The sequence below is a fragment of the Lysobacter sp. SCRH-1R genome (assembly GCF_057747855.1).
Map to the genome: position 1 here is coordinate 1,195,017 of NZ_CM173227.1, position 22,663 is coordinate 1,217,679.

21 protein-coding genes and 1 tRNA gene are annotated in these 22,663 nt (G+C 67.9%); 18 read left to right on the top strand and 4 right to left on the bottom strand.

Annotated elements, in window-relative coordinates; translation table 11 throughout:
- Positions 1-80 precede the first annotated feature (80 nt).
- Entirely contained in the window at positions 81-494 is a 414-nt protein-coding gene (gene rnk, locus AC3ANK_RS05440; RefSeq protein WP_484172320.1) for a nucleoside diphosphate kinase regulator, read from the bottom strand.
- 253 nt (positions 495-747) lie between these two features.
- Here rnk and AC3ANK_RS05445 point away from each other — a divergent pair.
- Positions 748-832, top strand: a tRNA-Leu gene (locus AC3ANK_RS05445).
- A gap of 264 nt (positions 833-1,096) precedes the next feature.
- Here the strand turns inward: AC3ANK_RS05445 and AC3ANK_RS05450 are convergent.
- A complete protein-coding gene (locus AC3ANK_RS05450) occupies positions 1,097-1,258 on the bottom strand; it encodes a hypothetical protein (protein ID WP_206859570.1) in 162 nt (53 codons plus the stop codon).
- A gap of 118 nt (positions 1,259-1,376) precedes the next feature.
- On the opposite strand from AC3ANK_RS05450, the gene AC3ANK_RS05455 reads away from it, so the two are divergent.
- The 3 genes from AC3ANK_RS05455 to AC3ANK_RS05465 are packed head-to-tail and all read left to right on the top strand — an operon-like array spanning position 1,377 to position 4,549.
- Positions 1,377-2,702 carry an inositol-3-phosphate synthase gene (locus AC3ANK_RS05455; protein ID WP_484172321.1) on the top strand — a complete coding sequence of 442 codons (1,326 nt, stop codon included), beginning with the start codon at positions 1,377-1,379 and terminating at the stop codon, positions 2,700-2,702.
- Between the two features lie 20 nt (positions 2,703-2,722).
- On the top strand, positions 2,723-3,607 hold the full coding sequence (locus tag AC3ANK_RS05460) for a glycosyl hydrolase (protein ID WP_484172322.1): 885 nt from the start codon (positions 2,723-2,725) through the stop codon (positions 3,605-3,607).
- Between the two features lie 9 nt (positions 3,608-3,616).
- The gene (locus tag AC3ANK_RS05465; protein WP_484172323.1) at positions 3,617-4,549 is read left to right on the top strand and encodes a glycosyltransferase family protein; all 933 of its coding nucleotides are present in this window, start codon (positions 3,617-3,619) and stop codon (positions 4,547-4,549) included.
- Here AC3ANK_RS05465 and AC3ANK_RS05470 read toward each other — a convergent pair.
- Both AC3ANK_RS05470 and AC3ANK_RS05475 read right to left on the bottom strand, forming a co-directional pair.
- Entirely contained in the window at positions 4,527-5,834 is a 1,308-nt protein-coding gene (locus AC3ANK_RS05470) for a Coenzyme F420 hydrogenase/dehydrogenase, beta subunit C-terminal domain (protein ID WP_484172324.1), read from the bottom strand. The two genes, AC3ANK_RS05465 and AC3ANK_RS05470, sit on opposite strands and share 23 nt — an antisense overlap.
- Before the next feature lie 59 nt (positions 5,835-5,893).
- A complete protein-coding gene (locus tag AC3ANK_RS05475; protein WP_484172325.1) occupies positions 5,894-6,964 on the bottom strand; it encodes a polysaccharide pyruvyl transferase family protein in 1,071 nt (356 codons plus the stop codon).
- 55 nt (positions 6,965-7,019) lie between these two features.
- Between AC3ANK_RS05475 and AC3ANK_RS05480 the strand changes: the two genes are divergently transcribed.
- The 14 genes from AC3ANK_RS05480 (at position 7,020) to rlmB (ending at position 22,624) form a co-directional block, all read left to right on the top strand.
- Positions 7,020-7,619 carry a histidine phosphatase family protein gene (locus AC3ANK_RS05480; protein WP_484172326.1) on the top strand — a complete coding sequence of 200 codons (600 nt, stop codon included), beginning with the start codon at positions 7,020-7,022 and terminating at the stop codon, positions 7,617-7,619.
- A gap of 549 nt (positions 7,620-8,168) precedes the next feature.
- Positions 8,169-9,206 (top strand): UDP-glucuronic acid decarboxylase family protein, encoded by a 1,038-nt coding sequence (locus AC3ANK_RS05485; RefSeq protein WP_484172327.1) that lies wholly within the window; start codon positions 8,169-8,171, stop codon positions 9,204-9,206.
- Positions 9,193-10,350 carry an NAD-dependent epimerase/dehydratase family protein gene (locus AC3ANK_RS05490; protein WP_320415135.1) on the top strand — a complete coding sequence of 386 codons (1,158 nt, stop codon included), beginning with the start codon at positions 9,193-9,195 and terminating at the stop codon, positions 10,348-10,350. Before AC3ANK_RS05485 ends, AC3ANK_RS05490 begins: the two co-directional genes overlap by 14 nt.
- Positions 10,347-11,450, top strand: a complete 1,104-nt coding sequence (locus tag AC3ANK_RS05495) for an SDR family NAD(P)-dependent oxidoreductase (protein WP_484172328.1) — start codon at positions 10,347-10,349, stop codon at positions 11,448-11,450. Before AC3ANK_RS05490 ends, AC3ANK_RS05495 begins: the two co-directional genes overlap by 4 nt.
- The gene (locus tag AC3ANK_RS05500; RefSeq protein ID WP_484172329.1) at positions 11,447-12,406 is read left to right on the top strand and encodes an MDR/zinc-dependent alcohol dehydrogenase-like family protein; all 960 of its coding nucleotides are present in this window, start codon (positions 11,447-11,449) and stop codon (positions 12,404-12,406) included. Before AC3ANK_RS05495 ends, AC3ANK_RS05500 begins: the two co-directional genes overlap by 4 nt.
- On the top strand, positions 12,403-13,416 hold the full coding sequence (locus AC3ANK_RS05505; RefSeq protein WP_484172330.1) for a Gfo/Idh/MocA family protein: 1,014 nt from the start codon (positions 12,403-12,405) through the stop codon (positions 13,414-13,416). Before AC3ANK_RS05500 ends, AC3ANK_RS05505 begins: the two co-directional genes overlap by 4 nt.
- Entirely contained in the window at positions 13,406-14,545 is a 1,140-nt protein-coding gene (locus tag AC3ANK_RS05510; RefSeq protein WP_484172331.1) for a glycosyltransferase family 4 protein, read from the top strand. The genes AC3ANK_RS05505 and AC3ANK_RS05510 overlap by 11 nt, the downstream gene beginning before the upstream one ends.
- Positions 14,542-15,678: a CgeB family protein gene (locus AC3ANK_RS05515; protein WP_484172332.1), complete on the top strand. Its 1,137-nt coding sequence runs from the start codon at positions 14,542-14,544 to the stop codon at positions 15,676-15,678. The genes AC3ANK_RS05510 and AC3ANK_RS05515 overlap by 4 nt, the downstream gene beginning before the upstream one ends.
- Positions 15,671-16,765 (top strand): CgeB family protein, encoded by a 1,095-nt coding sequence (locus AC3ANK_RS05520; protein WP_484172333.1) that lies wholly within the window; start codon positions 15,671-15,673, stop codon positions 16,763-16,765. The genes AC3ANK_RS05515 and AC3ANK_RS05520 overlap by 8 nt, the downstream gene beginning before the upstream one ends.
- Positions 16,762-17,922, top strand: a complete 1,161-nt coding sequence (locus tag AC3ANK_RS05525; protein ID WP_484172334.1) for a CgeB family protein — start codon at positions 16,762-16,764, stop codon at positions 17,920-17,922. The genes AC3ANK_RS05520 and AC3ANK_RS05525 overlap by 4 nt, the downstream gene beginning before the upstream one ends.
- The gene (locus AC3ANK_RS05530; RefSeq protein WP_206859547.1) at positions 17,919-18,197 is read left to right on the top strand and encodes a hypothetical protein; all 279 of its coding nucleotides are present in this window, start codon (positions 17,919-17,921) and stop codon (positions 18,195-18,197) included. The genes AC3ANK_RS05525 and AC3ANK_RS05530 overlap by 4 nt, the downstream gene beginning before the upstream one ends.
- A 2-nt stretch (positions 18,198-18,199) precedes the next feature.
- Positions 18,200-18,967 carry a TIGR04290 family methyltransferase gene (locus tag AC3ANK_RS05535; RefSeq protein ID WP_484172335.1) on the top strand — a complete coding sequence of 256 codons (768 nt, stop codon included), beginning with the start codon at positions 18,200-18,202 and terminating at the stop codon, positions 18,965-18,967.
- Between the two features lie 137 nt (positions 18,968-19,104).
- Positions 19,105-21,564, top strand: a complete 2,460-nt coding sequence (gene rnr, locus AC3ANK_RS05540) for a ribonuclease R (RefSeq protein WP_484172336.1) — start codon at positions 19,105-19,107, stop codon at positions 21,562-21,564.
- A gap of 313 nt (positions 21,565-21,877) precedes the next feature.
- Positions 21,878-22,624 carry a 23S rRNA (guanosine(2251)-2'-O)-methyltransferase RlmB gene (gene rlmB / locus AC3ANK_RS05545; protein ID WP_206859536.1) on the top strand — a complete coding sequence of 249 codons (747 nt, stop codon included), beginning with the start codon at positions 21,878-21,880 and terminating at the stop codon, positions 22,622-22,624.
- Positions 22,625-22,663: the final 39 nt, after the last annotated feature.

Consider the following 22,663-nt stretch of genomic DNA (forward strand, 5'->3'; position numbering starts at 1 on the left):
TAGCGGTACGGGCCAGGTGAGTCGGGGATGCGGTGATTCTAAGCGGCGCGCGCGGGAAGCGGCCGGCGCGCCGGCACGGTTCAGCGATGCAGTTCGCCGGCGGCTTCGGGCTGGTAGCGGATCGACAGCACGCGCAGACGGATCGTGCGACCGCCGGGCAGCGGCCATTCGATGGAATCGCCCACGTGCAGGCCGAGCAGGGCGCTGCCGACCGGCGCGAGGATCGACACCTTCTCCGCGCTGCCGTCGGCGTCGCGCGGGAAGACCAGCGTCAGTTCGCGCTCCTCGCCGCTGGTTTCGTCGAGGAAACGGGCGGTGGAATTCATGGTGATGACGTCCGGCGGCATCTGCGCGGGCTCGACGATGGTCGCGCGCTCCAGTTCGGCCTCCAGCGCGGACGTGTCCACGTTCTGGGCGGCCGGGGTTTCCAGCAGCGACTCGATGCGCTCCACATCCAGGCGCGACATCAGCAGCGGGGGCTTGGGTTCGGACATTGCGGCTCTCCAAAGCAACGCGGGCGCCGCACCGGATGCGCCGCCCGCAGACGAAAATGTCCGGCGACCATAGCCCCGAGCGGGTCGGGCTTTCAAGCCGACAATGCCGGACCGGGCGGGGCGCGGGGGGGCTCTGGCGGTCGGCCGCCGTCCCAGGCTGCATCGAAGGGGAAAATTTTCGTGACGGGGCGTTGACAAGCCGCCCGTCGCACCGCAACATACGCGGCCTCGCACGGCGAAACACCGTAGCGATGCCCAGGTGGCGGAATTGGTAGACGCACTAGTTTCAGGTACTAGCGGGTAAAACCGTGGAGGTTCGAGTCCTCTCCTGGGCACCAGATGATTCACGCTGAATGGCCTTCGGGCCCGGCACAAGAACCCGCGCATTGCGCGGGTTTTTTGTTTTCTGCGGCTGGCGAATCGGCTTGCGGTGAGCCTGCGGTGGTCCTTGCGATGCCGAGGGCAGGCACTCCCTCCCCGCGAATGCTGGGGAGGGCTGAAGTGCAGCACCTCTGCCTGTGTAGCCCGGGTAAGGCCGCAGGCCGCACCCGGGACAGCGTCACCGGAGACGTGACACCCCGGGTGCGCTTCGCTTACCCGGACTACAACAGCTTCGGCGCGGGCAGCGTGAATCGCCCGGCGAACGCGGGAATGACAAGCAGGAGTGAAAGCAAGAACACGGACGGCCCCAAGTCCGCTTCTTCTTCTTCATCTTCATCCCTTCGCTTCACCATCCCGTCCCGCAGCTTCTTCCTCTTCTTCATCAGCAACGCCCAAGCGTGCGCCATACCGCGCACACGCGTGAACGTCCCCGAACATCCACTTCACAGCCACATACCCCTGCGTCCGCAAGCTGGTTCCGTCCCATCGAACGGCACCCTCATGCGTACTGGAATCGATACGCCCGAAGGCCGCCTCGGCATCGTGATGCCGGGACTGGGCGCGGTGGCCACGACCTTCATCGCCGGCGTGGAGGCGATCCGCAAGCACGGCGCGCAGCCCATCGGATCGCTCACGCAGATGGGCAACATCCGCCTCGGCAAACGCACCGAGAACCGCTGCCCGCGCGTGCGCGACTTCGTGCCGCTCGCGCCGCTGGACGACATCGTGTTCGGCGGCTGGGACGTCTACGACGACAGCGTCTACGAGTCCGCGCGCAACGCACGCGTGCTCGACGCGGCGCTGCTCGATTCGGTGAAGGACGAACTCGACGCGATCCGGCCCATGCCGGCGGTGTTCGATCCCGCGTTCGTGCCGAACCTTGGAGGTCGTCACGTCAAGCGCGAGACGCATGCGATGGAACGCGTCGAAGCCGTCGCCGACGACCTGCGGCGTTTCCGCCGCGAACACGATTGCTCGCGCATGGCGATGGTGTGGTGCGGATCGACCGAGAAATACCTCGAACGCCACGACGTGCACGCCACGCTCGACGCATTCGAGCAGGCCCTGCGCGACAACCATCCGGCGATCGCGCCGTCGATGATCTACGCCTACGCCGCGATCTCTCAGGGCATTCCCTTCGTCAACGGCGCACCGAACCTGACGTGCGACATCCCGGCGATGGTCGAACTCGCGCTGAAGACCGGCACGCCCATCGGCGGCAAGGATTTCAAGACCGGGCAGACGCTGATGAAGACCATCCTCGCGCCAGGTTTGCAGGCGCGCGCGCTCGGCATCCGCGGCTGGTTCTCGTCGAACATCCTGGGCAACCGCGACGGGCTGGTGCTCGATCATCCCGACAACTTCCGTACCAAGGAAGTTTCGAAACTCGGTGTGCTCGAGGCCATCCTGCGTCCGGAACTGAGCCCGGAGCTCTACGGCGACCTGTACCACAAGGTGCGCATCAACTATTACCCGCCGCACGGCGACAACAAGGAAAGCTGGGACAACATCGACATCTTCGGATGGCTCGGCTATCCGATGCAGATCAAGATCAACTTCCTGTGCCGCGATTCGATCCTCGCCGCGCCGATCGTGCTGGACCTTGCGCTGTTCATCGATCTGGCCAAACGCGCGGGGATGTCGGGCATCCAGGAATGGCTGTCGTTCTATTTCAAGTCGCCGCAGGCGGCGCCCGGCTTGCGGCCGGAACACGACATCTTCCGCCAGCTGATCAAGCTGCAGAACACGCTTCGCCACCTGATGGGCGAGGACCTCATCACCCACCTGGGCCTGGACTACTACCAGGAACTGGTGGAAGCGCTCTGACGAACTGCGGACGTGCGGCGATGATCGAAGCGGTCACCTTCTGGAACGAGCCGAACAACAAATCGCACTGGGACCTCGAACTCGACCCCGAGTGGCGCCTGTACGCGCAGATGGTGAAGACCGCCGCGCTGGCGGTGAAGGCCGAACGTCCGCAGGTGCTGCGCGTGCTGGGCGGCATTTCGCCGATCGATCCGGGTTTCATGTTGCGGCTGCAGGAATTCGATGCCGTCGCCGACCTCGATGCCGTCGCCGTGCACGGCTTTCCGCTCGACTGGAACCTGTGGCCGATCCACGACTGGCGCGGGAAGGTCGCCGAGATCGAGGCCGTCACCCAGCTTCCGGTGTGGGTGACGGAAGTGGGCGTGTCCAGCTTCGGCGCCGAGGAAGTGCAGGAGTTCGGCCTGCGTCGCACGGCCGAGCTGCTGTGCGGACGCGTGGATCGCATCCACTGGTACAGCCTCTACGACCTGCCGCGCGCATGGGAAGCGACCACCCGCCATCGCGAAGCCGAAGGTTCGTCGTACTACCGGCATTTCCACATGGGCCTGCTGCTGGAGGACGGCACGCCCAAGCGCGCGCTGGAACAGTTCGCGCAGTACACGCCGGAACTGGGCATCTGCCAGTGGTTCCACTTCGAGGATCACCGGCTGGACGCCGCCGTGGAGTGGCTGAAACGGCTGGGCGTGAGGCGCCTTCGGACAGGCCTGAGCTGGGCCGACCACCTGCGCCCGGATGCACAGCGCTGGTTCGATCGCATGATGCTGTCGCTGGAGGATTTCGATCTCACCGTGACGTTCTGCTTCACGCCCGAGTCGAAGGGTCTGCGCCCGCACCACACCAGTCCGCCGCAGGAACCTCGAGAGTTCGCCGACTTCTGCGTCGAGATGATGCGTCGTTATTCCTGAGCCGATGACATGAACGCCGGCGCGCCCGCCGCCACGCCACTGGAAACATGGCTCGACCACATGCGCGATGGGCGCTGGGAAGAAGCGTGGCGCGTCACGGACGCGCAGTTGCCGCAGCGTCGTCGTGCATCGTGCTGGCATTGGCCGCGACACGAACAGTACGTGTGGAAGGGCGAGCCCGTCGACGATCGGCGCGTGCTGGTGCGCTGCTATCACGGCCTCGGCGACACGATCCAGTTCGTCCGCTACATGCCGCTGCTACGCACGCGTGCGCGCGAGGTGATCGTGTGGGCGCAGCCAGGACTCGTTCCGCTGCTCGCGCGCACGGACGGCATCGATCATGTTCTCCCGTTGCACGATGGCGTGCCTGATGTGCGGTACGACGTCGACGCCGAGATCATGGAACTCGCGCACGTGTTCCGCACGACGATCGAAACGATTCCAGCTGGAGCGCCATACCTTCACGCCGAGCCGCTGCCGTTGCGCGTCGATCCGAAACGACCGGCAGTCGGGCTCGTGTGGCGCTCCGGCGCGTGGGACACGCGGCGTTCGATCGGGTTCGCCCGTGTACGACGGCTGCTCGAACTGCGCGGCATCGACTGGTTCATCCTGCAGCCCGACGCGATCGACGCGGGATGGGATGGCGAGTCGGGCACGTTCCCGGGAGAACTCGACCTCGCTTCCTACGCACGCGCGGTGCGTGCGATGGACCTGCTGGTCACCATCGATTCGATGCCCGCGCACATGGCCGGCGCGCTTGGCGTTCCGGTGTGGACGCTGCTCTCGCACGATCCCGACTGGCGCTGGATGCGCGAACGCGAGGACAGTCCGTGGTATCCGACGATGCGCCTGTTCCGCCAGGCGAAACCCGGCGCATGGGACGACGTGGTCGATCGCGTCGCCGCGCGCCTGCCGAAGTTCATCCAAGCCCGAGCCGGTTGACCAGCGCACCAAGGCGCCCGCGCCGGTATGCGAAGGCGTGGTAGATGGTGAGTGCGGCGCGCGCCCACAGCAGGTAGATCGTGCGGATGCGAAGCGCACGGGCGATGCGGAACATGCGATGGCTCCAGCGCGAGATCGATGCGCGCAGCGCGTAGATCCGCCGTCGTTGCGGCGTCGGCGCGAGCGCGTCGGGCTGCACCCGCTTGCGCGGTGGATCGCTACAACGTGCGAGCCGGAAGGCCAGTCCTTCGCGACGTTGCCGCAGACCCGCCGCCTGCGTCGCGGCCACGAAAGCCGCATCCACCGGCGTGAGTTCGATGCGCCCGGCCTCGCTGGCTTCGCGCAACAGGGCATCGAGGTCCGGCGTACGCACGACCACGACGTTATGGCCCTGCCAGCTCGATGCATACGGCTCGACCCACGCGTCGCCGAAAGACACATCGGCGGTTTCCGCCATCACGTCGTCGCAGGAATTGCACGCCGAATCCATGAAGAATCCCCCGCCCCAGTCGCCATCCACCAGCGGCCACCAGTCGTGACCGCGCGCCTCTCCGTTCTTCAATGCGATCGCGGCGTGATACCAGTTCGCGGGGCGGTCGGGATGCTTCTTGCGGAAATCGATGCGCTGCACCTCGCGCGCGTCGACGCCCATCTGCCATGCAAGGCTCTCGGCGAAGCGCGCGCTCTTCATATGCCCGCAGAACAGGCCGATGGTGCAGACGATGCGTTCGCGCAGGCGCGGATGACACCGCCGCATCAGCTGCACGGCCTTGACGAAGCAAGGAATCCCGACGATCGCATAGCGCCCCGGTTGGTCGAGCATCGTGCGCAACACCCCGGACATCTCCACCGGGTAATAGCGCGAACCCGCACCGGCGCGCACTTCGGCTTCGGTGCGCGAAAGGCGGTATTCGAACAGGCGCCCGCTCGCCCCCGGATCCTCGCAGGCGTGCACATGCGCGACGGCGTCCACGCGCCCGCTGCGCAACAGCTCCGACGCCATCCAGCTGGCCAGCCCGCCGGAACTTCCTTGTTGCCGGTAGTCGCCTTCGATCACATGGCCGACGTAGGCGGTGACATGGCGGCCGGTCGCCGGATCGTGCGCCGGAGCATCGGGAAACAGCGCCGACGCGAGCTCGTCCTCGTCCGCTGCATCCGACGAGAACGGACAGGTTTTCCCGACGATGGAACCAGCGTTGCGATTCCACGCCCGTGAGCCACTGGGCTTCAGCTGTCCATACGCATCGAATCGCATCACGGCCGCGCCCGCTTCGGACTGCGCCACGCATCCGCCGCATCCGATGCAGCGGCCCGCGCGAACCATGGCCTGGGGCGTTGGCGCGTTCACGACACGGCCGCCTGCGCCCGCACCGCCTCGCGCAGGAACTCCCGGGACGCCAACCGCAACCGTTCGATACGCGCATCGACACATGCGGATATCGGCACGTCGAGCACGCCCGCGATGTCATCCGGCGTCATGGCGGGCGCAAGAAGATGCCGCTCGCCGCCGACCTGCTGCATCAGGCAGCGAAGTTTGGTTCCGCGGTACCACGACGCCTCGCAGACGAACGGCCGCCGATGGCGCAGCGCGAACACGCAGCCGTGGAAGAAGTTGGTGACGACGGCGTCGGCGTTCGCGATGAACGGAGCGAACTCGAGGGGACCCGCCTCGATCCACTGGCGATCCGCCCAATCGTTGCGATAACCGATGCTGACGATCGGCAGGCCGCGTCGATGCGCCCAACCGCGAACCGCGTTCGCGAAACCGGACGAGAATCCGTGGCCGTACAGCGCGACGTAAGCGTGCTCTTCCGTACCGCTTTCGTAAGCATCGAATCCCGGCGGGAATGCCAGGCAGGGATCTAGCACGACGTCGACATCCGCGCCGATCGCGGCGGCCACGAGCGCGCGCGACGCTTCGTCGCGCACGGCAATCGCCTCGAAATCGCGCAGGCGTCGCGCCCATGCCGGATCGAGCCCGCTGGATGTGTCGTGATGGCCGAAACTCGCCGCATACGCGAGCGCCCGCTGCGTCCGCAGTCCCTGCCCATAGAACAGCGGAACGCCGCCGTACCATGGGTGCGAGAGGTTCCACACTTCGTCGCTGCCGACGACGATCGCTTCGTACTCGTCCATGAACCGCGGCGCGTCGAGCGGAAAGCGCGGCGACAGCGGCAGCGTCGCGAACGCCTCGAAGAACCGCAGCATCTTCCGCCGATATGCCGCGCGATCGCCCGTCTGCCCGGGTACCGGACGCAGCGCGCATCGCCATTCAGCGCGATCGACTCGTGCGCTCGCATGATCCAGCAGTTCGGCGTGGTGTCCGAGCGCGCCCAGGCCTTCCACCAGGCATCGCGCCTGCCAGTAGCTGCCGTAATTGATGCAGCGATGAAAGGTGAGTACGCCGATCTTCACGGGCCCGTCCATGCGAAGTGTCGAAGCTTCAACGGTCGCGTCCGCTCATGCCGCCATGACCCGCCTGCTGCTCGTCCGGCACGCCAACACCGAAGCCAACGGCAAGCGCCTGTCCGGGCGCGATGCCGGCATCGGACTCGACCCGGAAGGGCGGAAGCAGGCGCAGTGGCTGGCCGCGGGCCTGGCGCGCCTCCCGGTCGCCAGGGTGTACAGCAGCCCGCTGCGCAGGGCGATGGAAACCGCCGAAGCGATTGCGACGGTAGTGCGTTGCGATGTCGAGCCTCGTGAAGAGTTTCTGGAAATCGAGTTCGGCCGTTGGAGCGGGCTCGACTTCGATGAACTCGCGCGCGACGTGCGGTTTCGCCGCTTCAACGCGTTCCGCAGCTGCGCCGACGTGCCGGGTGGAGAAAGCATGCTGCAGGCGCAGGCACGCATGATCGCGGGACTGTCGCTGGTGCGCGCGCGACACGCCCACGAACGTGTCGTCGTGGTGAGTCACGGCGACCTCATCCGCGCGGCGATCGCGCATTACGCGGGCATCGCGCTCGACCTGTTCCAGCGCATCGAGATCTCGACCGGCTCCCTCAGCGAGATCGAACTCGACGAAGACAATGTCCGCATCCTTCGGATCAACGAAGCGGACGCCAGAGTGTGAAAGCCGCGTCGGTCGAGCCCATCTGTTTCTTCTCGCCGGTTTAAAACCAGGCATGGGACACTCGCTTCCAACCTGAAGGGGCGACCCCTGCGTTACGAAGCGTGGAGTCACGAAGCGGAACCGATGACGTGACAACGTACGGTCGTCCATCCACTCAGGTCATGGAGGTGGACCGGCGAGATCACACGGCATCGAATCCCTTTTTCTCCAACCCCAAGATGGTTTGTGTCGCAAGACGGTTCCTGGTTGGCGTCGATCCGTTGAAGAAGCAACAACAACGCATCGAATCGGACGAAGAACCGTCGCCTCGTATGGACGAGGCTGGTGTTGAGCTTCAGCCGGGCGGGCGCCCGGCGACGACAAGAACGCTACAGCCGCCCGTTACCCGCCGGCGTCAGGACGTGTGAGTCCCGTCCGCGCCGGCGGATCAACCAGCCCGAACGACGTACGCAGGTCGATCCTGCGGCGGTTCCGTTCGGCTCCCCCAGATCACCGGGACGACGCATGCGAACCACGCGCGCGCATTCCCGAAGCACATAGGGAACGGATATGGACGGCGTTGAACGGTCGAAACACAAGGGGCGTCGCCGCGCACTGGTCGCTGGCGGCGCGGGGTTCCTCGGGGCGCACCTGTGCAGGCGCCTCGTCGAAGAGGGGTACGAGGTGGTCGCGCTCGACAGCCTCGTGACGGGGCGTTTGACCAACCTGAGCGGGCTGATGGACGACACCGCGAACGGCCACCGCCTGCGCTTCGTGCGCCATGACGTGACCGAGTCGTTCGACGGTGCGCCCTTCGATCCGATCGCGGACATCGTGTTCAACCTCGCATGCTGCGCCTCGCCCATCCATTACCAGGCGCAGCCGGTGCACACGTTGAAGACCTGCCTGGAGGGCGCGCTCAACCTGCTGCAACTCGCGCACCGCAATCGCGCGCGCATCTTCCAGGCGTCCACCAGCGAGGTCTACGGCGAGCCGGAGACGCATCCGCAGAAGGAAGCCTATCGCGGCGCGGTGAGCACCACCGGCCCGCGAGCGTGCTACGACGAAGGAAAGCGTTGCGCCGAAACGCTGTTCTTCGATTACCGCCGCGAGCATGGCGTGCAGATCAAGGTCGCGCGCATCTTCAACACCTACGGCCCGTTCATGCGCGAGGATGACGGGCGCGTGGTGTCGAACCTGATCGTGCAGGCGCTGCGTGGCGAGCCCATGACGATCTATGGCGAAGGCCGGCAGACGCGTTCGTTCTGCTACGTCGACGACCTCGTGCAGGGCATCATGCGGTTGATGGAAACGCCGCCCGGCTTCACCGGTCCGGTGAATCTGGGAAATCCGGTCGAAGTCACGGTGCTGGAGCTGGCCGAGCGCATCCTCGCGCTCACCGGCTCGCATTCGCGGCTGGTGCGCAAGCCGATGCCCACGGACGATCCGACACGGCGTTGCCCCGACATCTCGCTCGCGCGCACGCAACTGGGCTGGGAACCGCGCATTCCACTCGATGAGGGCCTGCGTCGCACCATCGCCTGGTTCGCAGCGCAGGAGGCCTCGCGCAACGCGCGCGCGATGGAGGTGGATCGTGACTGCGCATGAGACCCGTGGCAACGGCGGTTCCGCCGCACGTGGACGCGTGCTCATCACCGGCGGCGCGGGTTTCGTGGGCTCGCACCTGGCCGACGAACTGCTGGCGCAAGGCTACCAGGTGCGCGTACTCGATGCACTCGCGGCGCAGGTGCACGGTGAGTCCGCGCAGTGGCCGCAGTACCTGTCCGGCGAAGTCGAACGCATGCAGGGCGACGTGCGCGACGCGCATGCGGTGCGTGAGGCGCTCGACGGCGTCGACCGCGTGTTCCACCTCGCGGCGGCGGTCGGCGTCGGGCAGAGCATGTACGAGATCGAGCACTACACCGATGTGAACAACCGCGGCACGGCGGTATTGCTCGAAGCACTCTCGCGCGCACCGGTGAAGCGGCTCGTCGTCGCGTCGAGCATGAGCGTGTACGGCGAAGGCCTGTACACGGACGCGTCAGGCCGCGCCGTCGCGCCACCCGAACGCGATCCGCACGCCCTGCGCCACGGCGGCAGCTGGGAGCTGCATCTCGACGGCGAGCCGCTCACGCCCGTGCCCACGCACGAAGGCACGCCGCCGATGCCGACATCGGTGTATGCGTTGTCCAAGCTCGACCAGGAGCGCTTGTGCCTGATGGTCGGACAGGCCTATGGCATCCCGACCACGGCGCTGCGTTTCTTCAACATCTACGGCACGCGGCAGGCGTTGTCGAATCCGTACACCGGCGTGCTCGCGATCTTCGCCGCGCGCTACATGAACGGCAAACCGCCGCGCATCTTCGAGGATGGCCGGCAGCGTCGCGATTTCGTGCACGTGAGCGACGTCGCGCGCGCGTGCCGGCTGGCGCTGGAATCCGACGCCGCCACGGGCCGTGCGATCAACGTCGGCAGCGGCGTGTCCCTGTCCATCGCAGAGGTCGCGCACGCGATGGCGCGGGCGCTGGACGTCGAGGGTATTGAGCCGGAAATCACCGGGCAATACCGCGTCGGCGACATCCGCCACTGCTTCGCCGACATCACGCTGGCGCGCGAGCTGCTCGGCTACGCGCCGCGCATGACGCTGGAGCGGGGATTGGCGGAACTGGTCGATTGGATGCAGGGGCAGCAGGCGATCGATCGCGTCGACGCCGCCACGGCGGAGCTCTCCCGGCGGGGATTGCAGCGATGAGCGCGCGTGCGAACGCGCGGCATCCGCGGCGCGAGGGTCCGGTGCTGATCACCGGTGGCGCCGGTTTCATCGGCACCAACCTGGCGACGCGGTTGCTGGAAGAAGGCCATCGTGTCGTGCTCTACGACAACCTGTCGCGTCCCGGCGTGGAGGCGAACGCGCGCTGGCTGCACCAGCGCTTCGGCGAGCGGGCGCGCATCGACGTCGCCGACGTGCGCGACACCGCACGCGTGCGGGCAGCCGTGTCGGATGCATCGCAGATCTTCCATTTCGCCGCGCAGGTCGCGGTGACGTCGAGCCTGCTCGATCCGCGCGACGACTTCGAGACCAACCTCGGCGGCACGCTCAACGTGCTCGAGGCGATGCGCGGGCTCGATGCGCCGCCGACGCTCGTGTTCACCTCCACCAACAAGGTGTACGGCGCGCTGGACGACATCGCGCTGGACATCGCGGGCGAGCGCTACCAGCCGCGCGATGCGACGCTTCGTGAGCGCGGCGTGGGCGAGTCCCGGCCGCTGGATTTCCACAGCCCCTACGGCTGTTCGAAGGGCGGGGCGGACCAGTACGTGCTCGATTACGCGCGCAGTTTCGGTCTTCCCGCGGCGCTGTTCCGCATGAGCTGCATCTACGGTCCGCACCAGTGCGGCAACGAGGACCAGGGCTGGGTCGCGCATTTCCTGCGCCGCGCGCTGCGCCGCGAGGCGATCACGATCTATGGCGACGGCCGGCAGGTGCGCGACATCCTGTTCGTGCAGGATCTGGTGGACGCGTTCGTGCGCTGCCAGGCGCAGATGCGCGAGCTCGCCGGCCGCGCGTTCAACATGGGCGGTGGACCGGCCAATGCGTTGAGCCTGCGCGAGGTACTCGCGGTCATCGCCGCGCTGGTCGGCCGCGCGCCGCGCACGGAATACGGCCCCTGGCGCGTCGGCGACCAGCGTTACTACGTGTCCGACACGCACGCGTTCCGGCTCGCCACCGGCTGGGCGCCGGTGGTCGACGCGCGCGAAGGCATCGCGCGGCTGCATGATTGGATGATCGAATCGGGCGTTCCCACCCGCGCCCCCGCGACGACGGCGAACACACGGACGCACGCCGCATGAACACGATGCGCTCGGCGGTGTTCGACGGCGACGGACGCATCCACGTGGAGCGCACGTCGCGACCGCAGCCAACGAGCGGCGAAGTGCGCGTGCGATTGCATGGCTGCGGCGTGTGCGCGTCGAACCTGCCGGTGTGGGCCGGACGGCCGTGGTTCCGCTATCCGTTCGAACCCGGTGCGCCGGGGCATGAAGGCTGGGGCGAGATCGACGAGGTCGGCGATGGCGTCGATGGCTGGCACGTCGGCGACCGCGTCGCCCTGCTGTCGGGCAGGGCATATGCGGAGTACGACGTGGCCGGCGTCGATTCGCTCGCGCGCCTGCCTTCGAACGCGGCAACGCGCCCGCTGCCGGGCGAGCCGCTGGCCTGTGCGATGAACATCTGGCGGCGCAGCGACATCCGTGTGGGACATGTCGTCGCCATCGTCGGCGTCGGCTTCATTGGCGCCTTGATGATCCAGCTGGCGCACCGCGCCGGCGCGCGCGTGATCGCGCTGTCGCGACGTCCTTTCGCACTCGATGTCGCACGCGCGTGCGGTGCCGACGAGGTACTGTCCACGGAAGACGTGCATGCCGGGATCGGTGCGGTGAAGGAACTCAGCGTTGGCGGCTGCGCGCGCGTGATCGAAGCAGCGGGCGAGCAGACGACGCTCGACATCGCCAGCGGCATCAGCGCCGAAGGTGGGCGGCTGATCATCGCCGGCTATCACCAGGACGGCCCCCGCCAGGTCGACATGCAGCAGTGGAACTGGCGCGGACTCGACGTGATCAACGCGCACGAACGCGATCCCGTCGTGGCGTTGCGTGGATTGCGCGAGGCGATGGACGCGGTGGAGCGCGGCGCGATCGATCCGTTCCCGCTGCTCACGCACCGGTTTCCGCTCGACCGCATCGGCGATGCGTTCCACACGCTCTCCACCCGTCCGGATGGTTTCCTCAAGGCGATGGTGCTCGCATGAACGCGCGACTGCGACCTTCGACCGACGCGCCGCGGCTGGGCTTCCTTGGCCTGGGCTGGATCGGCGGACAGCGCATGCAGGTGCTGGCCGACAGCGGAATCGCGCAGGTAACCGCGATCGCCGACAGCAATCCGGAGTGCCTCGATCGTGCCGTGGTGCATGCGCCACAGGCGCGCCGCTGTGGCGACATCGCCGAGCTGCTCGCGATGGACGAACTGGATGGCGTGGTCATCGCGACGCCCAGCGCGGCGCACGCGGTGCAGGCGGTGGCGGCACTCGATCGCGGCCTGGCGGTGTTCTGCCAGAAGCCGCTCACGCGCACCGCGCTCGAGGCGCGACAGGTGATCGACGCCGCGCGTCGCGCGGACCGCCTGCTCGACGTCGATTTCAGCTACCGCCATCTGAACGGCGTCGCGGAACTGCGCGAACGCATCGGCAGCGGCGCGTTCGGCGAAATCTTCGCGATCGACCTGGTCTTCCATAACGCCTACGGGCCGGACAAACCGTGGTTCTACGATCTCGCCCAATCCGGCGGCGGTTGCGTGATGGACCTGGGCATCCATCTGGTCGATCTGGCGCAGTGGATGTGCGGTGCGACGGGGCATGCGGACCTGAACGCGACGCTGCATGCGGGGGGGCACGTGCTGTCGCGCCCTGTGACCGAGATCGAGGATCACGCGTGCGCGCAATGGCGACTCGACAATGGCACTGGCGTGCGCATCGCGTGTTCGTGGCGGCTCCACGCCGGGCGCGACGCGGTGATCGAGGCCGCATTCCACGGAACGCGCGGCGGCGCGGCGATCCGTAACGTGGACGGCTCATTCTACGATTTCGCCGTGGACGTGTTCGATGGAACGCGCGCCACGCGCATCGCGTCGCCGCCGGACGCATGGGGCGGACGCGCACTGGTGGAATGGGCGCGGCGCCTGCGCGAAGGCACCGGCTTCGATCCGCAGGCGCAGGCGCTGCTCGACGTGGCGCGAACGGTGGATGCGATCTATGGCCGCTGAACGCCTGCGCGTGCTGATGACGGCCGACACGCTCGGCGGCGTGTGGCCGTTCGCGATGGAGTTGTGCGCTCAACTGTCCGCATGCGGCGACCGCGTGCTGCTCGCGGCGATGGGACGCGAGCCCGACCAGGCGCAGCGTGCGCAGGCGGAGGCGATCCCCGGACTCACGCTGGACGCGCGGCCGTACAGGTTGGTGTGGATGCCGGACCCATGGCGCGACCTGCGCGAAGCGGGTGAGTGGCTGCATGCGCTGGCGCGCGGGTTTCGCCCCGACGTGGTGCATCTGAACGACCTGTCGCATGCCCAGCTTCGCTGGACGGCGCCGGTTGTGCTCACCGCGCATTCGTGCGTGTGTTCGTGGTGGCGGGCCGTGCACGGCGAAGCGGCGCCATCGGGATGGAACCGCTACCGCCGCACCGTGGCCGCGACGCTGCACGCGGCGGATCGCGTCGTCACGCCTTCGCGCGCGATGCTGACGGCGCTGATGCGCGAGCATGGTGCGTTGGCGTCGACGCTGGTCGTCCATAACGGTCGCGGCGCGATCGCCGGCGAAACCGCGAAGGAGCCGTTCGTGTTCGCGGCGGGCCGGCTGTGGGATGAGGCGAAGAACCTCAGCTCGCTTGCCGCTGTTGCGTCGGGATTGCCATGGCCGGTGCATATCGCCGGCGATGCACGGCATCCCGGCGACGGGAGCGACGCGGCGTTCGACGGCGTGCATGCGCTTGGCAAGCTCGACAGCGACGAAGTGCGGAAGCAGATGGCGCACGCATCCATCTATGCATTGCCCGCGCGGTACGAACCGTTCGGTCTTTCCGTCCTCGAAGCCGCGCAGGCCGGCTGCGCGCTGGTGCTCGGCGACATCCCGAGTCTGCGCGAAGTGTGGGGCGATGCCGCGCTGTTCGTGCCGCCCGACGAGGCCGGTCTTCTCGAAACGTCGTTGCTCAAGCTGATCCGCGACGACGCGCTGCGGCAGGACTTCGCCACGCGTGCACGCCTGCACGCCGCGCGCTACACGCCGGAAGCGATGACGATGCGCTATCGCGCCGCGTACGTCGAGCTGATCGCACGACATCGCACCGACACGCGTCTCGTCATGCCCGAGGCCGCCAACGCAGGAGTCCATCCGTGAAGTTCGTCCTGTTCTATCACTCGCTGGTGTCCGACTGGAACCACGGCAACGCGCATTTCCTGCGCGGCATCGTCGCGGAACTGCAATCGCGCGGTCATGAGGTGGCGGTGTACGAGCCGCACGACGCGTGGAGCGTCCGCCAGCTCGTCGCCGATCATGGCGCATCCGCGATCGAGGAATGGCAGGCGCGCTACCCGGACCTGCGCAGCCATCGCTATCGGCGCGAGGGCTTCGACTTAGACGAGGCGCTGGACGGCGCCGACGTCGCGATCGTGCACGAATGGAACGAGCCCGCGCTGGTGGCGTCGGTCGGCGAACACGCGCCGGCGTCGTGCCGCGTGCTGTTCCACGACACGCACCATCGCAGCGTCAGCGCGCCCGATGACATGGCGCGTTACGACCTGCGCGGGTACGATGGCGTCCTCGCGTTCGGCGAGGCGGTACGCCAGCGTTATCTCGAACACGGCTGGTGCGCGCGTGCCTGGGTCTGGCACGAAGCCGCCGACACGCGCGTCTTCCATCCGCTGCCACGACCGGAGGACCGCGACGGCGATCTGGTGTGGATCGGCAACTGGGGCGACGGCGAACGTGCCGCCGAACTGCGCGAATTCCTGGTCGAGCCCGTGCGCGACCTCGGCCTGCGTGCGCGGCTGCACGGCGTGCGCTATCCGGCCGATGCGCTGGCGATGCTGAAGGAAGCCGGCATCGACTACCGCGGATGGCTGCCGAACTGGCGCGCGCCGGAGGTGTTCGCGCGCTTCAGGGCGACCGTCCACGTGCCGCGCCGGCCTTACGTGCGCCTGCTGCCCGGTATTCCGACGATCCGCGTGTTCGAGGCGCTGGCCTGCGGAATCACGCTGGTGAGCGCGCCGTGGGACGACGCGGAGCATCTGTTCTCGCCGGGCCGCGATTTCCTCGTCGCGCGCGACGGCGCGCAGATGCGCGAGCAGCTGCGCGCGATCGTGAACGATGCCGACTACGCATCCGGAATTGCCGCGCACGGCCTCGCCACCGTGCTCGCGCGCCACACCTGCGCGCATCGCGTCGACGAGCTGCTTTCGATCGTGTCCTCGATGGATTCCGCCGCGAAGGACCGCGCCACGCCCAACGTCCGGAGCCTCTCCCATGCCTAGCCCCCTTCGCATCGCCTTGTTCGGTTCCAGCCTCGTGTCCTCGTACTGGAACGGCGCGGCCACGTACTACCGCGGCATCGTGCGAGCGTTGCACCAGCGCGGGCACCGCGTGACGTTCTTCGAGCCGGACGCGTTCGAGCGGCAGCAGCATCGCGATATCGACGATCCCGGGTGGGCGCAGGTCGTGGTCTATCCGGCCAATGGCGAGGACGACGCGGCACGCGCGCTCGAACGCGCGCGCGGCGCCGATCTCGTCGTGAAGGCGAGCGGCGTGGGTGTGTTCGACGAGTTCCTCGAACGCGAAGTGCTGGCGTTGCGTTCCCCATCGACGTGGGTGGCGTTCTGGGACGTCGATGCGCCGGCGACGCTGGAGCGCATGCTCGGCGATCCCGCCGATCCGCTGCGGGCGCAGGTGCCCAGGTACGATCTGGTGCTCACCTACGGCGGCGGCGATCGCGTGGTCGATGCGTATCGCAGCCTGGGCGCGCGCGAATGCGTGCCGATCTACAACGCGCTGGATCCCGACACGCACCATCCGGTCGAGCGCGACCACCGCTTTGCCGTGGACCTCGCCTTCCTCGGCAACCGGCTGCCGGACCGCGAGGCGCGCGTGCAACGCTTTTTCTTCGATGCCGCGCGGCAGGCGCCGGAGTTCGATTACCTGCTCGGCGGCAGCGGCTGGGACGACGTCGAACTGCCGAGCAACGTCACCCGGCTCGGCCACGTGTCCACGCGCGAGCACAACGCGTTCAATTCAAGCGCGCGCATGGTCCTCAACATCAATCGCGACAGCATGGCGCGCTTCGGTTTCTCGCCGCCGACGCGGGTGTTCGAGGCGGCCGGCGCGGGCGCATGCCTGATGACGGACGCGTGGGACGGCATCGACATGTTCCTCGAACCCGGCCGCGAGGTGCTGATCGCCGACAGCGCCGAGCAGGTGAACCAGCACCTTCGCGCGATCGGCCCCGTGCTCGCGCGCCAGATCGGCGAACGCGCGCGTGCGCGGATGTTGCGCGAGCACACCTACGCGCATCGCGTGGTGCAGCTGGAATCGTTGCTGGAGGCGCGCCTGCGCGCGGCGGCATGATGCGCGCGCCGCTCGACATCGTGGTGATCGGCCTGAGCCTGCGTTCGGCGTGGGGAAACGGACACGCGACCACGTATCGCGCGTTGCTCGGCGCGCTGGAAGCGCGTGGCGATCGCGTGCGGTTCCTCGAGCGCGACGTGCCGTGGTACGCACAGAACCAGGACGAGGCGGGCGAGTGGCCGGGACGGCTCGCGCTGTATTCGGGGCTCGACGAGTTGCAGGACCGGCACGCGGACGAGGTCGCGCACGCCGATCTGGTGATCGTCGGCTCGTACGTGCCGCAGGGCATCGAGGTCGGACGATGGGCGCAGCGCACCGCGCGCGGCATCGTGGCCTTTTACGACATCGACACGCCGGTGACGCTGGCGGCGCTCGCGCAGGAGCGGTGTGGATACGTCGATGCGGACACGATTCGCGGCTACGACCTCTATCTCTCGTTCAGCGGCGGCGCCGCGCTGGAAACGCTGGAACAGCGCTACGGTGCGCCCATCGCCGCGCCGCTGTACTGCTCGGCCGATCCGAAGCGCTATTTCCCCGAAGAACGCGAAGCCGACCATGACCTCGGTTACATGGGCACCTACAGCGACGACCGCCAGCCCGTGCTCGAACGCCTGCTGATGCGGCCCGCGCGCGAATGGCCGGACGGCCGGTTCGTCGTCGCCGGGCCGCAGTATCCGGACGCGATCGAGTGGCCGGGAAACGTCGAACGCATCGAACACCTGCCGCCTTCGGCGCATCGTGCGTTCTACAACCGCCAACGCTTCACGCTGAACGTCACGCGCGCGGACATGGTGGCGATGGGGTTCTCGCCGAGCGTGCGGCTGTTCGAAGCCGCCGCCTGCGGAACGCCGATCGTGTCCGATCACTGGACCGGGCTCGACGCGCTGTTCGAGCCGGAAAAGGAAATCCTGGTCGCGCATTCGGGCGCGCAGGTCGTGCACTGGCTGCAACGCGTTCCCGAGCCGATGCGGCGACGCATCGGCCGCGCCGCGCGCGAGCGCTTTCTCGCCGAGCACACGCCGGCGCATCGCGCGCAGGCATTGCATTCGTATTTCGAACGGGCCGCCTCACGGCGCGCCAACGCCGCATCGACGCGCGTGTCCAACGACGCGCACGTCGTGCACGCACATGCCGGAAGGAAGGAGGACATCGCATGAGCACGCATTCGTCCCATCGGACCACCAACCACGACGAGATCCGCCGCTGGACCGAAGAACGCGATGGCCGCCCCGCGACCGTGCGCGGTACCGCCGATCGCGGCGAGGAAGCGGGATTGCTCCGCATCATGTTCCGCGACGACGAGGACCTGGAGGCGATCGAGTGGGAGGACTTCTTCGAGAAGTTCGACGAGGAGAAGCTCGCGTTCCTCTACCAGGACCAGACCGCCGACGGCGAGGTGAGCCGGTTCTTCAAGTTCGTGCAGCGGGAGTGAACATGGATGCGCGCGCGACGGGCGGCGTCGAGGCGACGATCCGCGAGCTCGGTCCGTGGTTCCACAACCTGCATCTCCCCGGCGGCGTGCAAACCGCGCCGCAGCACGAGTACGGCGATTTCCCGGCGTTCAAGTGGCGGCAGATCGCGCCGCACATTCCCGATGATCTCGACGGCGCGACCGTGCTCGACATCGGCTGCAACGCGGGTTTCTACAGTTTCGAACTGGCCCGGCGGGGCGCGCGCGTGACGGCGATCGACATCGACCCGCACTACCTCGACCAGGCCCGCTGGGCGGCGGCGCAGTACGGCCTGCACGACCGCATCGAGTTCCGGCGCATGCAGGTCTACGAGGTGGCCGATCTGCCGGGCCGGTTCGACTGGGTGTGGCTGATGGGCGTGCTGTACCACCTGCGCCATCCGCTGCTCGCGCTGGACCTGGTGCGGCGCAAGGCGCGCGACCGGATGGTGTTGCAGACGATGACGATGCCGGAGACGGAGCACGTCGTGACGCCGCCCGACGTGGGCCTGGACGATCGCGACCGCCTGCGTGCGCGCGGCTGGCCGCGCATGGCCTTCATCGAGCATCGCCTCGCCGGCGATCCGACCAACTGGTGGGCGCCCAACGATGCCTGCGTGCTGGCGATGCTGCGCAGTTCGGGCTTCTCGATCGAACGCCAGCTCACGCACGAGACGTGGATCTGCCGGGCCAGCGGCGAGCCGGATGCGTTCGTCCGGCGTGAACTGGAGGCGATCCTGGCGCGGCGGTGATGTATGCACATCGCTTTCATGCGTGCCCCTGATCCGCTCTGATCCGCGTCGAAGGCATCGCACCCTTCGTCGCCGGCTCCCGCGCCCGTCGCGCCGCCAAGACGCCGTATTCATGCGGATGTGCGACCATGCGTGGCATGAAACGTAAAGCCTCCGGCTCGTCCAAGTCCGGCGCCAGGCCTGGCGCCAAGTCCGCTGCCAAGTCCGGCAAGAACGCCTCCCGCAAGGCCCCTTCGCACAGCGGAAAACCCGCGAAATCCGCCAGGTCCGCAGGCGGCGGTCGCAAGCTTCCCGCGTGGATGCCCGAATCGCCGCCCCCCGTGCGCCGCGCGCGCGGCGGTGCCGCCCCGGCCTTCCACGATCCCTACGCCGCGCGCGAAGCCGCCCGTTACGAGCAGCCCATCGCCAGCCGCGAGATGATCCTGCAGCTGCTCGTGCAGGCCGATGGTCCGCTGTCCGCCGACGATCTGGCGCAGCGCCTGGACCTCACCGAGGAAAGCCGCTTCGACGCGCTGGGCAAGCGCCTGGGCGCGATGGTGCGCGACGGCCAGCTGCTGCGTAACCGCATGGGCGAGTTCCTGCCGGCACAGCAGCTCGACCTGATTCCCGGCGTGGTGATCGCCAATCCCGACGGCTTCGGTTTCCTCCGTCCCGAATCCGGCGGCGGCGACGACCTGTTCCTGCCGCCGATGGAAATGCGCAAGGCGATGCACGGCGATCGCGTGCTCGCGCGCGTCACCGGCGTGGATCGTCGCGGCCGCCGCGAGGGCGCGGTCCTGCGCGTGCTCGAACGACGTCTCAATCGCCTGATCGGCCGCTTCTGCCTGGAAGCCGGCATCAGCTACGTGGTGCCCGACGACCGCCGCATCCAGCGCAACGTGCAGGTGCCGCCGGACGAGCGCCTGGGCGCGCAGAACGGCCAGCTGGTCGTGGTCGAGCTGATCGAGGCGCCCGACGAACACGGCCCGCAGCGCACGCCGATCGGCCGCGTGCTCGCGGTGCTCGGCGATCGCCTCACCGCATCGCTGGCGGTGCAGGCCGCGATCCACGGGCATGAGATCCCGCACGAATTCCCGCAGGCGGTGCTCGACGAAGCCAGCGACGTGCCGCTCACCGTGCCGGAGGAGATCGCCGCGCAGCGCGTGGACCTGCGCGAACTGCCGCTGGTGACCATCGACGGCGAGGACGCGAAGGACTTCGACGACGCGGTGTATTGCGAATCCAACCGCAACGGCTTCCGCCTGGTCGTCGCCATCGCCGACGTCTCGCATTACGTGCGCCCCGGAACGCCGCTGGACGATGAGGCGCAGAAGCGCGCCACGTCGGTGTATTTCCCAGGCTTCGTCGTGCCGATGCTGCCGGAGACGCTGTCCAACGGCATCTGCTCGCTGAATCCGAAGGTCGACCGCCTGTGCTTCGTCTGCGACATGCAGATCGATCGCGAAGGCGAGGTCACGAAGTCGAAGTTCTACGAAGCGGTGATGAACTCGCACGCGCGCCTCACCTACACGCAGGTGTGGAACGCGGTGGGCGAGGACGTGCGCGAGGAAGACAAGCGCGATGCGATCGAACGCATCGGGTCGCTGATGCCGAACGTGGAGCGGCTGCACCAGCTGTACCAGATCCTCGCCAAGGCGCGCGAGCGTCGCGGCGCGATCGAATTCGAATCCAGCGAAGTGCGTTTCGTGCTCGGCCCGAAGGGCGAAGTCGTGCAGGCCGGCATGCTCCAGCGCAACGACGCGCACAAGCTGATCGAGGAATGCATGATCGCCGCGAACGTGGAGGCGGCGAAGTACCTGATGGCCAGGCACGTGCCGTCGCCGTTCCGCATCCACGAGCGCCCGCCGGAGCAGAAGTACGCCGACCTGCTGGAGTTCCTCAAGGAGTTCAAGCTGCGCATGCCGGCATGGGGCCGCGTCGAACCGCGCGATTTCACCGCGCTGCTGAAGAAGATCCGCGAGCGTCCCGATGCCGCGCTGATCGAATCGGTGCTGCTGCGCAGCCAGTCGCTGGCGGTGTATTCGCCGGAGAACGTCGGCCATTTCGGCCTGGCGCTGGAGGCGTACACGCACTTCACCTCGCCGATCCGTCGTTATCCCGATCTGCTGGTGCATCGCGCGATCAAATACGCGCTCACCGGTGGCAGGCCGGAGAAGTACCGCTATTCGCCCAGCGAAATGGCCGCGCTCACCTTGCAGTGTTCCGAGCGCGAGCGTCGTGCCGACGAGGCCGAGCGCGAGGTCGACGAGCGTTACCGCGCCGCGTGGATGGAACAGCACGTCGGCGGCGAGTTCGATGGCGTGATCAGCGGCGTGACCAGCTTCGGCCTGTTCGTCGAACTGGTGGAGTCGAAGGTGACCGGCATGGTCCACGTCACCCAGCTGCCGCACGACTACTACCAGTTCGATCCGATCCGCAAGACGCTGTCGGGCGAGCGGTCGGGACGCGAGTTCCGCCTGGGCGACCGCGTGCGCATCGTGGTGATGAAGGCGAGCGTCGAAGACCGGAAGATCGACTTCAAGCTGGTGGAAGAGCGCGGCGCGAAATCGCTGCCGCCGCGCGGGCAGCCGGCGCGCCGGGTGAAGCAGAAGTATTGAGGCGCGGTTAGCCCACGGAATTGCTCCCTCCCTGCGAATGCAGGGGAGGGGTGAAGTGCCGCGCGATTGCGCTTGCTGTGGACGTGCGCTTCCCCGGGTGCGCTTCGCTTGCCCGGGCTACAAATGCGGTAAGCGGCGCGCCTCGGCACGCCTTGCCTGATCGGGCCGATCCGTTCAGGAATACCGGGTTGGTGCGCCACCCAGGCCCCCAATCCGCGACCTCCCGCACAAAACACTGGACCGCCGCCCCCGGCCGGCCCGACGATACGGACCTTCTGGCGCCCGCCCGGCGCCCCGCAATCCCGGAATTCCCATGAGCCAGAAACAATGGATCGCCGGCATCAACGCTGTGTCGGCGGCGCTCGAACACGACGCCGAACACGTGCGCGAGGTGCTGATCGAGGCCGGCGCGAAGAACCCGCGCATCACCGAGATCGAGAGCAACGCGCGCCGGCTCGACATCGACGTGCGCCGCGTCGCCACGCAGGCGCTGGACGGCGTGGTCGGCAACCTGCGCCACCAGGGCGTGGTCGCGCGCTATGCCGCGGCGAAGACGTGGAACGAGAACGAACTCGAAGCGCTCGTCGAAAGCGCGGAAGGCCGTGCGTTGCTGCTGATCCTCGACGGCGTGCAGGACCCGCACAACCTCGGCGCGTGCCTGCGCAGCGCGGCGGCGGCGGGTGCGACGGCGGTGATCATCCCGAAGGACAAGTCGGTGCAGGTGAATGCCACGGTGCGCAAGACCTCCGCGGGCGCGGCCGACAGCGTCGCCGTCATTCCGGTGACCAATCTGGCGCGCACGATGCGCGATCTGCAGAAGATGGGCGTGTGGCTGTACGGCCTGGCCGGCGAGGCGGAAGGCTCGCTGTACGCGCTGGACCTCAAGGGCAACGTCGGCCTCGTGCTCGGCGGCGAGGCCGATGGCCTGCGCCGGCTCACGCGCGAGAACTGCGACCAGCTGGTGCGCATCCCGATGCCGGGCGGCGACAGCGTCGAAAGCCTCAACGTGTCGGTGGCCGCCGGCGTGACGCTGTTCGAAGCGGTACGCCAGCGGGGTTGAGCGTGGGGGCAAAGGGCCGATAACGCCTGCGGGACGACG